At 52.7% G+C, this 12,319-nt stretch carries 8 protein-coding genes and 2 riboswitches; of the genes, 3 read left to right on the forward strand and 5 right to left on the reverse strand.

The features are described 5' to 3' along the window. Positions 1 to 39 precede the first annotated feature (39 nt). From gcvP to EYB48_RS18320, 4 genes are all read right to left on the reverse strand, one after another. Positions 40 to 2,919 (reverse strand): aminomethyl-transferring glycine dehydrogenase, encoded by a 2,880-nt coding sequence (gene gcvP / locus EYB48_RS18305; protein ID WP_162021826.1) that lies wholly within the window; start codon positions 2,917 to 2,919, stop codon positions 40 to 42. Positions 2,920 to 3,054: 135 nt separating this feature from the next. Next, on the reverse strand, positions 3,055 to 3,432 hold the full coding sequence (gene gcvH / locus EYB48_RS18310; RefSeq protein ID WP_162021827.1) for a glycine cleavage system protein GcvH: 378 nt from the start codon (positions 3,430 to 3,432) through the stop codon (positions 3,055 to 3,057). An 89-nt stretch (positions 3,433 to 3,521) separates the two neighbouring features. Beyond that, complete coding sequence (gene gcvT, locus EYB48_RS18315) at positions 3,522 to 4,652, reverse strand: glycine cleavage system aminomethyltransferase GcvT (RefSeq protein ID WP_162021839.1); 1,131 nt, start codon at positions 4,650 to 4,652, stop codon at positions 3,522 to 3,524. Between the two features lie 66 nt (positions 4,653 to 4,718). Next, positions 4,719 to 4,832, reverse strand: a riboswitch (glycine riboswitch). Positions 4,833 to 4,842: 10 nt separating this feature from the next. After that, positions 4,843 to 4,931: riboswitch (glycine riboswitch) on the reverse strand. A 259-nt stretch (positions 4,932 to 5,190) separates the two neighbouring features. Continuing rightward, a complete protein-coding gene (locus tag EYB48_RS18320) occupies positions 5,191 to 6,585 on the reverse strand; it encodes a DUF2799 domain-containing protein (protein WP_162021828.1) in 1,395 nt (464 codons plus the stop codon). A gap of 151 nt (positions 6,586 to 6,736) precedes the next feature. Between EYB48_RS18320 and EYB48_RS18325 the strand changes: the two genes are divergently transcribed. The 3 genes from EYB48_RS18325 to EYB48_RS18335 all read left to right on the forward strand — a co-directional run bounded on the left by EYB48_RS18325 (position 6,737) and on the right by EYB48_RS18335 (position 10,796). Then, positions 6,737 to 8,629, forward strand: a complete 1,893-nt coding sequence (locus EYB48_RS18325; RefSeq protein ID WP_162021829.1) for an ABC transporter transmembrane domain-containing protein — start codon at positions 6,737 to 6,739, stop codon at positions 8,627 to 8,629. Between the two features lie 72 nt (positions 8,630 to 8,701). Then, on the forward strand, positions 8,702 to 9,076 hold the full coding sequence (locus tag EYB48_RS18330; RefSeq protein ID WP_162021830.1) for a VOC family protein: 375 nt from the start codon (positions 8,702 to 8,704) through the stop codon (positions 9,074 to 9,076). Positions 9,077 to 9,335: 259 nt separating this feature from the next. Next, entirely contained in the window at positions 9,336 to 10,796 is a 1,461-nt protein-coding gene (locus EYB48_RS18335; RefSeq protein ID WP_162021831.1) for a transglycosylase SLT domain-containing protein, read from the forward strand. Positions 10,797 to 10,855: 59 nt separating this feature from the next. Here EYB48_RS18335 and EYB48_RS18340 read toward each other — a convergent pair whose 3' ends face one another. Beyond that, positions 10,856 to 12,103, reverse strand: coding sequence for a tetratricopeptide repeat protein (locus tag EYB48_RS18340; protein ID WP_162021832.1), 1,248 nt, complete (start codon positions 12,101 to 12,103; stop codon positions 10,856 to 10,858). Positions 12,104 to 12,319 lie beyond the last annotated feature (216 nt).

A 12,319-nucleotide genomic window follows, 5' to 3' on the forward strand; every position in this document is an offset into this window, starting at 1 on the left:
CAGCGCTGCAGTGTTAGCCGCAACGCCGATTCGCTGTGATTACTGATACTCGCTCAGCGGTATGCAAGAGCAGAACAGGTTACGGTCACCGTATACGTTATCAGCGCGGCCGACTGGTGCCCAGTATTTCTGCTTACGCAAAGAACTGACCGGGTAAGCGGCCACTTCGCGGCTGTAAGCACGAGTCCATTCGGCAGACACCAATGTTTCTATCGTGTGCGGTGCATGCTTTAATGGATTGTCTTTCGCATCGAATTCACCACTGGCGACCTTGGCGATTTCTTCACGGATCGCGATCATCGCGTCGATGAAGCGATCCAATTCTGCCAGCGATTCACTTTCAGTCGGTTCTATCATCAGCGTACCAGGAACCGGGAAGCTCATGGTCGGTGCATGGAAGCCAAAGTCGATGAGGCGCTTAGCTACGTCTTCATTGGAGATGCCGGTTGCATCGGTCAGTGGACGCAAATCCAGAATGCATTCATGCGCTACCAGTCCGTCATGACCCGAGTACAGCACCGGATAATGCGGCGCCAGGCGTTTGGCGATGTAGTTCGCCGCCAGGATTGCTGTTTCGGTTGCGGCCTTCAGGCCTTCCGCGCCCATCATCGCGATGTACATCCACGAAATAGGCAGGATAGAAGCTGAACCGAATGGTGCAGCACTCACTGCTGAAATACCGTCTTCACCACGCACATAGCCGGTCGATTTCTGATTTGGCAGGAACTTCGCGAGATGCGCACCAACGGCCACCGGACCGACGCCAGGACCGCCACCACCGTGAGGAATGCAGAAAGTCTTGTGCAGATTCAGATGGCTGACGTCGCCGCCAAACTGACCTGGCGCAGCAACACCAACCAGCGCATTCATATTGGCGCCGTCGACATAGACCTGACCACCGTGACTATGCACGATCTCGCACAACTGCTGTATGCCTTCTTCGAACACACCGTGGGTAGATGGATAGGTCACCATAATCGCAGCCAGATTCGCACTGTGTTTTTCTGCCTTGACCGCCAGGTCAGCCAGATCCACGTTACCACGCTCGTCACAGGCAACTACGACGACATCCATCCCTACCATGGCAGCAGAAGCAGGATTAGTACCGTGTGCAGACGATGGGATCAGGCAGATATTGCGATGCCCTTCACCACGTGACTCATGGTATTTTTTGATGACCAGCAGACCGGCATATTCACCTTGCGAACCTGCATTCGGCTGCAGGGAAACCGCTGCATAACCAGTCGCAGCGCACAGCATGGCTTCCAGCTGATCTATCATTTCGCGGTAGCCCACAGTCTGATCCTGCGGTGCGAATGGATGGATATTGGAAAATTCTGGCCAGGTGACCGGGATCATTTCCGAAGTCGCATTCAGTTTCATGGTGCAGGAACCCAGCGGTATCATGCTACGGTCCAGTGCCAGATCCTTGTCTGCCAGACCACGCAGGTAGCGCAGCATTTCATGCTCTGCATGGTAACGGCTGAACGTAGGATGGGTCAGGAAGGCGCTGCTGCGTACCAGTTTAGCTGGAATCGCGTCTGCGACTGTCGCTTCTACCGCTGCAAAATCCGGTACCGGTTTAGTCTGGGCAAACATTTCCCAAACGCGGATCACATCGTCGCGATTCACGGTTTCGTCTAAGGACACACCTACCTGATTCGCGCTGATCTGACGCAGGTTATAGCCTTTTGCCTGAGCTGCAGCGTGCACTGCTGCGGCATCTGCTACATTCACAGTCAGAGTATCAAAATAAGTGCTGTTGGCCAGGCTCAGGCCCATCTGTTGCAGACCCGCTGCCAGCACTGTGGTGTAGCGCTGTACGCGCTGCGCAATACGGCGCAGGCCTTCCGGGCCATGATAGACCGCGTACATAGACGCGATCACGGCCAGCAATACCTGTGCAGTACAGATATTGGACGTCGCTTTTTCACGGCGGATATGCTGTTCGCGCGTTTGCAAAGCCAGACGGTAAGCAGGCTTGCCCTGAGCATCCACCGTCACACCGACCAGACGGCCAGGCATGCTGCGTTTGAATGCATCACGGGTAGACATGTAACCAGCGTGTGGACCGCCGAAGCCCAGTGGCACACCGAAACGCTGGCTGTTACCGACGACAACGTCAGCACCCCATTCGCCCGGTGGCGTAATCAGCGTCAGTGCCAGCAAATCAGCAGCAACGATGACCATGCCGCCTTTAGCGTGGACTGCAGCAGCAAATTCCGCGTAATCGCGGATTTCACCATTCGCTGCAGGATATTGCAGCAGGACGCCAAAACATTCGTTGTCAATCGCTTCGTTACCGGTGCAGGTACGAACTTCTATGCCCAGCGGCGTTGCGCGGGTTTCGATGATCTCGCGGGTTTGTGGCAATACGTCGTCTGCCACGTAAAACACATTGGAGTTCGATTTGCCAACGCGCTGTATCAGCGTCATCGCTTCAGCCGCTGCCGTGCCTTCATCCAGCATAGACGCATTCGCGATGTCCATGCCAGTCAGATCGGTGATCATGGTCTGGAAATTCAGGATCGCTTCCAGACGGCCTTGAGAAATCTCTGGCTGATATGGCGTGTACGCGGTGTACCAGGCCGGATTTTCGAAGATGTTACGCAGTATAACGCCTGGCGTATGTGTATTGTAATAACCCTGACCGATCAGGGATTTCAATACCTTGTTTTTACCAGCGATCGCTTTCAGCTGAGCCAGCGCATCCTGTTCGGATTTGGCAGCTGTGAACTCAGCCAGCGGCAGCACATCGCGGCGGCGGATATTGGCAGGAACGATCGCATCGATCAGTGCTTCACGGCTGGCATAACCCAGGGTTTCAAGCATTTTTGCCTGTTCAGCAGCAGACGGAGCAATGTGACGTGCGATGAAAGCATCGTGTGCTTCCAATTCATTAAGAGAAGGACGTGTCATGATTTTTGCGGACAAGTGGGTGTCTTGTGATACAGGCATCGCAACACAGACCAACAAGGGTGTGCTGCGATGCCTGCTTCAGGCTGAACCAAGGCTCAGCCCGGAGCCGGATAAAGGGTGCAACAGGGGCGAAGATCAGCCGATGTTTTGTGCGTAGGCTTCTGCGCTCAGCAAACCATCGATATCTGCAGCATTCGCTGGTTTCAACTTGAACAGCCAGGCATTGAAAGCAGCAGTATTAATCGATTCCGGTGCATCTTTAACTTCTTCATTGATGGCAACCACTTCGCCAGACAGCGGTGCGTAGATGTCACCAGCGGCTTTGACGGATTCCACCACGGCGCAGTCTTTACCTGCTTCCAGCTGAGTGCCGACTTTTGGCAAGTCAACGAAAACGATGTCGCCCAATGCATCCTGAGCAAACTCAGTAATGCCAACGGCGACTGTGCCGTCTGCTTCTACGCGTACCCATTCGTGGGAGGTGGTGTATTTCAGTTCTGCTGGAATGTTCATGCTGGACTCCAAATTGATCAGTTATTGTGTTTAAAATCAGGTCTAAAAAATTCGGGCGTGTGATGCGAAATCACACGCCCCTGCTTACATTATGCTGCCAGGACTTTTCCGTTACGGACAAAAGGCAGTTTCACAACACTGGCTGCCAGTTGCTTATCACGGATCACGACCTGCACCGTATCGCCCACTGCCACACCCATAGGCAGACGGGCCAGTGCAATCGCTTCCTGCATGCTAGGGCTGAATGTGCCGCTGGTAATTTCACCCTCACCTTGTGCGCAAATCACTTTTTGGTGCGCACGCAGAATGCCACCTTTTTCACGCAAAATCAAACCGAGGAATTGTGCTTTTTGTCCTTGTTCCAGCAAAGCCTGTTTACCGACGAAGTCGCGCTCGCTGACCAGATCGATGGTCCATGCCAGACCGGCGTCGAGCGGATTAACGCTTTCATCCATGTCCTGGCCGTACAGATTCATGCCAGCTTCCAGACGCAGCGTATCGCGTGCACCCAGACCTGCCGGTTTGACGCCGACAGCAACCAGCGCATCCCAGAACGCGACAGCCTGTTCGGCCGGAACGGCGATTTCAAAACCGTCTTCACCGGTATAACCCGTGCGGGCTACCATCACTTCACCGAATTTTGTACCTTCAACGATCACCGCATTGAAGGGTTTGATGTCAGCAGAAGCAGCCTGAGTTTCTGGCAGTACTTCCCATGTTTTGGCACGTGCATTCGGGCCCTGCACTGCGACCAGTGCAAATGCGCCTTCGCCGTTACGGCGTTGTGTGATAGTCAGGCCACTTTGGGTTTCTGCATTACGTGCATTCATCCAGGCGATGTCTTTTTCTGCCGTACCGGCATTCACCACCAGGCGGAACCAGTTTTCGCTGAAAAAATAAATAATGAGGTCATCGATAACGGTGCCTTCCGGTTTCAGCATGCAGGAATACAGTGCTTTGCCAGGTACCTGGAGTTTATCGACGTTATTGGCAACCAGACCGCGCAGGAAGCTGCGTACATTGTCGCCACGAATGTCGACCACGCACATGTGGGAGACATCAAACATGCCGCAATCTGTGCGTACAGCGTGATGTTCTTCAATTTGGGAACCATAGTTGACTGGCATATCCCAACCGCCGAAATCAACCATTTTTGCACCAGCCGCGCGATGGGCTGCATTGAGGGGAGTTACCTTGAGAGATGTCGCTGCTTGCGTCATGGATGCCTCTTTACCAGTTGAGTAGGAACGAAAACGCACGCAGACGCCGCTGCATGCGATGCAATCGCTGACCCCTCTGTCCTGGTACCTGAGAGATTACGGCGACAGGATCTGTCCTCCGTGCGCACCTTCGGTGGGTAGTGCAGTTCTGAACCGCTACCGCTCTCCAGAGTGTGGGGTGTGTTTCACGCCCCGTTGACCGGTCCTTTTGCCTGAGAGTTTGTTGGGTATTAGCCCCTTCGGCGGCAACCGCTGGTTGCTCTCTCCCGATCAAGTAGCGCGATTATATAAGGCTTGGATGAGGTTGGATATATTCAAAAGCAAATATTTGGTGATTTCGCGCAAGACGCAGTGGCACACGACGGACAGCGCAGGTGACTCTGGTAAAGTTCTTTGCCAGATGGGCAAGTTTGTATGGACTGCTCAAAAGAATACAGCTGACTTCCGGTTCAGGGCGGATGTCAGCTGCACAGCAAGCCAATTAGTGAACGATTGAGTTTAGGTTTAGGTTTAGGTTCAGGCTTAGACTAAGATTTAATTACAAATAAATATCGCGTCGCAGGCTATCCATTTGCTGCTGATAGCGGAATTCCCAGGAGCGCAGGTCATCGATGCGACGTCGCAAAGACTGTAACTGATCGCGCAGGTCATTCTTATTACGCTCATTGCGGCTATCGATGTTTTGATTTTCCTGAGTATTCTGACGATTCTTATCTTCCCGGTTTTTCTTGATCTCAGCGTCCACCTGATTCAACTGACGCTCCACATCGCGCAAACGGCGTTCATGATCGCGCAAATCTCTATGCGTACTTTCATGTCTGCGAGCCAACTGCTCAAAATCACGGCCACTCATCAAAGCGCGTTGCAAACGCCCTTGCATAGCAGGCTGACACACTTCCACCGCCATGCCTTTAGACTGACGTCCCCATTCAAACGCGTTATCGACGGTGCAGTAAGCTGCATTTTGTTTTTGCCAGGCCTGGGTATAGGCATCGCGGGTCTGTGCAATCACAAACACATTATTGCTGCGCGCGCTGGCCATGCGCTGGTCGAGCTGAAACGGCTGCCCAAAGCCATCCGCAGCGCCGACTTCAGTCCAGTACTCAACCAGGCGCTGCTCCCATTTTTGTTTATATTCCGCTTCCAAAAACTTCAGACCGCGCCGCTTGGCATCATCACGGCGCGTATTCACATCGCGCCCGCTGACCGCGTCTGTCCAGCCCAGCTGACGCCAGTATTCGATGATTTCGCGGTCCCAGCCTATACGATAGGCTTCAGGACGCGCTAACAAATCTTTTTCTTTGGCAGCTTGCAGATGCTGCGAAAGCTGGCTGTCCGGAATGCCGTCATGTGCATCCTGATAGCCGAGATTTTCCCAATACTTGTAATTCCCGTCCTGCCAGCCCTGACGATAAGACGCTTGCCGGAATCCAATTTCAGCACCGGTGCGTGCACGGGATTGTTCTTCGGCTGCGGTCTTACCTGCTTTGCCATCATCGAAGCCGGTTTGATACCAGTATTCGTGGTTACCCTGCTGCCAGCCTTGCTCATAGTAAGCCGGGTTCAGCGGCGTTTTGTTTTCAATGAGTTTTTCCGACTTCAGTTGCTGTTGATAATTCACCACTCCCAATCCGGTACGACCATCAACCCGCCCCAACTGAAACCAGAATTGCTGATTCCCCAGCACCCAGCCCTGCGCGTACTGGATAGCAGATTCTTCTCTGATCTTGTCACTGTCTACGAAGGAACAGAAACGCTTTCTGTCTTCAAATTGCTGCACCAGCCCGTCACCGCCGTCTTTTTTTCCTATCAGTTGCCAATCACCGGTTTTACAGTCATTCACGCGGTTCATGGTACTCTGGCAGGCACTCAGTGCCAGCACCGCCAGCATCAGCAACATAGCTGGAATACGTCTCTCAGTAATTTTTTTCATAGCAAGTTTTCTGATAGGAATGACAGCTCAACAACGTCTGTCAGCGGGAACACGTTGACGCACGGCATTTAGGTTAGTGCCAAAGCTTCCCGGCAGCTTGAAAACCACCAGGCGGTCATCATGTAGGTGACTGCCAACCACAATAGCCAACATGAACAACCCAAGCCAAGCTCAAGCCACAACTGGCAACACCAACAGAAACAAAGCCAGCAGCCAAACCGGCAGCGAATCCAGCAGTATACGTACTCTGGCCGCCTTGCTGCCATTTCTGCGTCCGTATCGCCGTCAATTTGTACTGGCCGGTATCGCCTTATTGCTGGCGGCCGCCGCAACACTGGCGATTCCTGCCGCATTCCGGCAAATGATAGATCTGGGCTTTACCAGTCAGGCTGGCGCGAATGTATCCAGTGTGAATCTGACTTTTCTGGCCTTGTTTGGCGTTGCCATCCTGCTAGCTGTGACTACCGCTGCCCGTTTCTATATGGTGTCCTGGCTGGGAGAGCGGGTGACAGCGGATATCCGCAATCGCGTGTATGCCCATGTCGTTACCCAGAGCCCCGAATTTTTTGAAACCACGCAAACCGGCGAAGTCCTGTCGCGCCTGACCACGGATACCACGCTGATACAAACCGTCGTCGGCACCAGCATTTCTATGGCATTGCGCAATATCTTATTGTTTGCTGGCGGCCTGCTGATGTTGTTTATCACCAGCGCCCAGCTGACGCTGATGATACTGGTGATGCTGGCTGTCGTGGTCTTACCTATTATTTGGTATGGGCGACGGGTCAGGCAATTGTCGCGTGATTCACAAGATAAAATTGCCGACGCATCGGCCATCGCTGGCGAGATTCTGAATGCCATGCCTACTGTACAGGCATTTACGCACGAGCAGCTGGAAGCACAGCGTTTTGCCGGTTCGGTAGAGTATGCATTTCATAGCGCAACCCGCAGAATACGTGCACGTTCCTTACTCACGTTGCTGGCGATACTGCTGGTCTTCGGCGCGATCGTGCTGGTGTTATGGCTGGGCGCGCACCGCGTAATGCAAGGAGAAATGAGCAGTGGCCAGCTCGGGCAGTTTATTTTATATGCCGCGATTGTGGCGGGTGCGCTTGGGGCACTGTCGGAGGTACTGGGCGATGCACAACGCGCGGCTGGTGCCACCGAGCGCTTGCTGGAGCTGATGCATGTACAATCCAGCATACAGAATCCTGCACAAGCGCTGCCACTGCCCGCCACACCGGATGCACAGCGTCACGGTGCCAGCCTGGCGCTACAAGATATCCAGTTCGCTTATCCTTCGCGACCACAACAAGCCGCACTGTCCGACATCAATTTGCAGATCGCACCGGGTGAAACCCTCGCACTGGTTGGCACTTCGGGCGCAGGCAAAACCACGTTGTTTCAATTGCTGTTGCGCTTTTACGATCCACAGCAAGGCAGCGTCCTGCTAAACGGGACAGATATCCGCCAGCTCAATTTGCAAACCCTGCGCGATGCGATAGGCATCGTGCCGCAGGATGCCGTGATTTTCTCCGCCAATGCGATGGAAAACATCCGCTATGGCGATCCGGATGCCAGCGATGAAGCAGTCATCGCAGCAGCAAAGCTGGCAGCGGCCCACGAGTTTATAGAACGCCTGCCCGAGGGCTATCAGTCATTTCTGGGTGAGCGTGGCGTCAGGCTCTCAGGCGGCCAGCGGCAGCGTATTGCGATTGCACGCGCATTGCTCAAAAATCCGCCTTTGCTATTGTTGGACGAGGCAACCAGCGCACTCGATGCGGAGTCTGAACGCCTTGTACAGGAAGCACTTGAACGCGCCATGCAGGGACGCACCACGCTGATCATCGCGCACAGGCTGGCCACCGTGCAGCGTGCAGACCGCATCCTCGTGCTGGAACATGGAAAAATTGTCGAAACCGGCAATCACCAAAGCCTGATCGCACAAGGCGGCATCTATGCGCGATTGGCAGCGCTGCAATTCAATCTGGAAACCGATACCGCGCAACAGACTGCGGCAGAGGCTTCGACTGTAGCAGAATAAGCAATACACTAAGCGCGCTCAGAACAATAAACGCCAAATTTTTTACCCCCCCCTCATCAGACAGGAGACAGCATGATAGGCTACGTTACTTTAGGTACTAACCATTACGAACAGGCTGCTGCGTTTTATGACGCCTTACTGGCAGAAATAGGCGCCAGCCGCATCATGGAAGGCGAACAGTTTATTGCCTGGGGCGTCAGCCCGACCAAACCCAGCCTGGGCATCATCAAGCCGTTTGATGGCCAGCCTGCCTGCGTCGGTAATGGCAGCATGGTGGCACTGGTGGTCGACTCGCCAGAAAAGGTCAAGGCCTTGTATGAAACCGCTCTGGCGCTGGGCGGCAGCGATGAGGGTGGACCGGGGCCACGCGGAACCAGTGGTTTTTATGCCGCTTACTTCCGCGATCTGGACGGCAATAAACTGAATGCTTTCTGCATGCAATCCTGAGTTTCATCGACCGGAAAGCTAAGGCTGGCAAGGGAAAACCCCTTGCCATGCCACGCAAACACTGAGCGTACTGCGCAACAGAAATATCCGCATATTCGTGTTTCTGTTGCGATTTTTAAGAAATATTCCCCTTATTTTCGCTCATCACTCAAGATGTCAAACGGATGACATTTTCCTTGACTAGGCCTTCTGCACTTGCGTACACTCTCACGATCCTGAAATCAAAGTCGACCAAGGTCGATGAGCCATCATCTTGCCTATGAAACGATTAAGACACCCATTCCGCCCCTTATTGCTCAGTGCATGGATAGCATTCGCGATTCCTCAGCTCTGCCAGGCAGAAAACCTCGCTCCGGACGCCCTGAACTCTACACCGGAAACCAGCCTCTCCAGTTCTGCTCCCATCGACAGCTCGCTCAAGATTTCCTCCTTCAGTTACGAAAATAAAGAACTGGATTTATGGGAACGTATCCGCGCCGGCTATGCAATTCCCGATCTGGATAACAAACTGGTTGCGGGCCAGACCACCTGGTACAGTTCACGCAGTGACTACATACTGCGCACCGTGCAGCGTGGCTCACGTTATCTCTACCACGTCGTTGAAGAATTGGAAAAACGCGGCATGCCGACGGAACTGGCCTTGCTTCCATTTATCGAATCCGCGTTCAATCCCCAGGCCATCTCCACCGCAAAAGCCAGCGGCATGTGGCAATTCATGGCTGCGACAGGAAAAGACTTCAATCTAAAGCAGAACATGTTCAAGGACGACCGTCGTGGCGTGCTTGATTCGACGGATGCTGCACTGAATTACCTGGAACGTTTATATGGTATGTTTGGCGACTGGCAACTGGCGCTTGCAGCCTATAACTGGGGTGAAGGTTCAGTGCAACGCGCGATTAAGAAGCAACAGGCTGCTGGCCTGCCAGTGGATTACGACAGCATGTCTTACCTGATGCCGCTTGAGACCAGAAATTATGTGCCTAAGCTGCAGGCCGTAAAAAATATCATCACCCATCCTGAGCAATACAATATCACCCTACCCGCACTGGAAAACCAGCCTTACTTTGTCCCGGTTGAAAAAACCCGCGACATCGACGTGCGCGTGGCAGCACAACTGGCTGAATTACCGCTGGCAGAGTTCAATGCACTGAATCCCCAGTTTAACCGGCCTGTGATTACCGGCAGCAGCAATACAAAAATACTGCTTCCTACCGAGAATGCTGCGCTGTTCAAGGAAAATCTGAGCAAATGGCAAGGTCCGCTGTCAAGCTGGGCCACCTACATCGTACAGAAAACCGAGAAAATCGAAGCGCTGGCCGTCAAGCTGGGTCACAAGGTTGAGGCTTTACGGGACGTCAATATGATCCCTGCCAAAATGCTGGTCAAAGCAGGCTCTACTTTGCTGGTACCGAAATCTGCGCATGCGGAAGACAAAGACATCGCACCCGAAGTCGCAGAAAAAGCCCAGCTGGTCATAGAAAAGGCAATTACCACGCGCCAGATCAGCTACAAGGTAGGCAAGCGCGACAATCTGAATGGCATCGCAAAACGCTATCATGTCAGTGTTGCGGATATTAAATCCTGGAATAAGCTGAAGTCAGAACAAGTCAGTTCTGGCCAGACTTTGCACCTGGAAATCCCGGTGGGTAAATCCAACGCACGCCAAAAAGTGGCGCACCACAATAGCAGCCACAAACACAGCAAAAAGCATCACGGCTAATCAGCCTGCAGCATAAAAAAAGGCACCGCGAAGGTGCCTTTTTTACGACCAGAACAAACTTATTTCTGACCTGCGTACAATACCCAGTAACGTGCCAGGTCTGCCACACCATCTTTACCCTGAACAGATTTCAGCGTTTTAATCGCTTCAGATTTTTTACCTGACTGTAACAGAGCGATACCCAGGTGCAGTTTGGCATCTTCAGGATGCTTGAGGCCGCCCTTCTTGATACCCTCTTCCATCAACGCAATACCTTGCGGAGCCTTACCGGACGTAGCAGCAGCGAAGCCCAGATTGACCAGCGCGTTACCGTCTTTAGCCTGCTTAGCATCCGCTTCTGCAGTCGCAGCAGCTTTACCGGCTTCATCCACGGCTTTAGCGGCCATATCACGCAGACGCTTATGACGCTCAGCATCGTTGCCCGCACCTAAAGCACCAGCTTTATAGCCTGCATCAATGATCTTGGTCGCTTCACCCGGATAACCAGCCTGAATCGCCATCAGCGAAGAATCCATATAGTCAGATGTTTTGCTAACCTGACCCAGCGCCAGTTTCAAACGATACAGATCGAGTTTCAAACGTTCGGAATAGCCTGGCTTACGCTCTACGTTATTCAGCAGATTCACCCAGTATTCTTTTTTACCGTGATACGCAACCAGCTTTTCCAGCGCAGTCGTGTAGCCCGCCATGTCTTTTTGCTTCAATGCCGCATTCGCATAAAACTCCAGATTAGACAGGCTTGGTGTACGGCCAGCTTTTTCATCTGCAGCCAGATCGTTCATCACTTCCTTCATCGCTTTCGCGCTGTCGCCACCCTGATTCATCGCTTGAATCATGTATGGACGCAGGGAAGGATCAGTACCGCCATCAGCGTAGTAACGGCTATACCATTGTGATGCTTTGGCATAGTTACCGGCTTTGAAATACGCATTTGCCAGTACCTGTATCATCTGCAACTGATCTTTCGACGGCAGCTTACCGGCAGAGATGATCGTTTCAGCAGAGCGGATCACTGTGTCGTTATCATTGGCAGCCGAAGCAATCGACAAGCGCATACGCTCGATCGTGAAATTTTCATTCACAGTCTTACCACCGACACTGTCAGCTTCGTGGATTTTAGCCAGCGCGTCTTTGTACTTCTTCGCTTTATATAACTCACCTGCAGCCTGAACGATACGACCGATCTCCGGACGCATTGCTTCCTGAGCATACGCAGTGTTTGCAGCGATATTGGTTAATTCTGGCGCGGCAGCAAAGCCGATCGCTGCAAACAATACAGCGATACGAGACAAGCGAAGTTGCATCATATGTTGATCTCTCAATCAATAAAATAAATAATCTATGAAATCAGTAGCCACTCAGACATGATCCGATTCTTCCTGATTCCAGCAAATACGAAAAACGGCAGGGACTAGCCTGCCGATTTTCAATCATACATCAAGTACAGCGCGATGACGTGTATAACTTGCATGAATTATGCAGTCCACACAGCCTTACTTCATAAACTGCTCATTCCCAACCAT

Source organism: Cognatundibacterium crateris (genome assembly GCF_010078235.1).
In the GTDB taxonomy this organism is placed as follows: Bacteria; Pseudomonadota; Gammaproteobacteria; order Burkholderiales; family Burkholderiaceae_D; genus Undibacterium; species Undibacterium crateris.

Excerpts from the sequence above, each read along its gene's own strand:
- gcvP (WP_162021826.1), bottom strand. The coding sequence starts at position 2,919 with ATGACACGTCCTTCTCTTAATGAATTGGAAGCACACGATGCTTTCATC.
- gcvH (WP_162021827.1), bottom strand. The coding sequence starts at position 3,432 with ATGAACATTCCAGCAGAACTGAAATACACCACCTCCCACGAATGGGTA.
- gcvT (WP_162021839.1), bottom strand. The coding sequence starts at position 4,652 with ATGACGCAAGCAGCGACATCTCTCAAGGTAACTCCCCTCAATGCAGCC.
- EYB48_RS18320 (WP_162021828.1), bottom strand. The coding sequence starts at position 6,585 with ATGAAAAAAATTACTGAGAGACGTATTCCAGCTATGTTGCTGATGCTG.
- EYB48_RS18325 (WP_162021829.1), top strand. The coding sequence starts at position 6,737 with ATGAACAACCCAAGCCAAGCTCAAGCCACAACTGGCAACACCAACAGA.
- EYB48_RS18330 (WP_162021830.1), top strand. The coding sequence starts at position 8,702 with ATGATAGGCTACGTTACTTTAGGTACTAACCATTACGAACAGGCTGCT.
- EYB48_RS18335 (WP_162021831.1), top strand. The coding sequence starts at position 9,336 with ATGAAACGATTAAGACACCCATTCCGCCCCTTATTGCTCAGTGCATGG.
- EYB48_RS18340 (WP_162021832.1), bottom strand. The coding sequence starts at position 12,103 with ATGATGCAACTTCGCTTGTCTCGTATCGCTGTATTGTTTGCAGCGATC.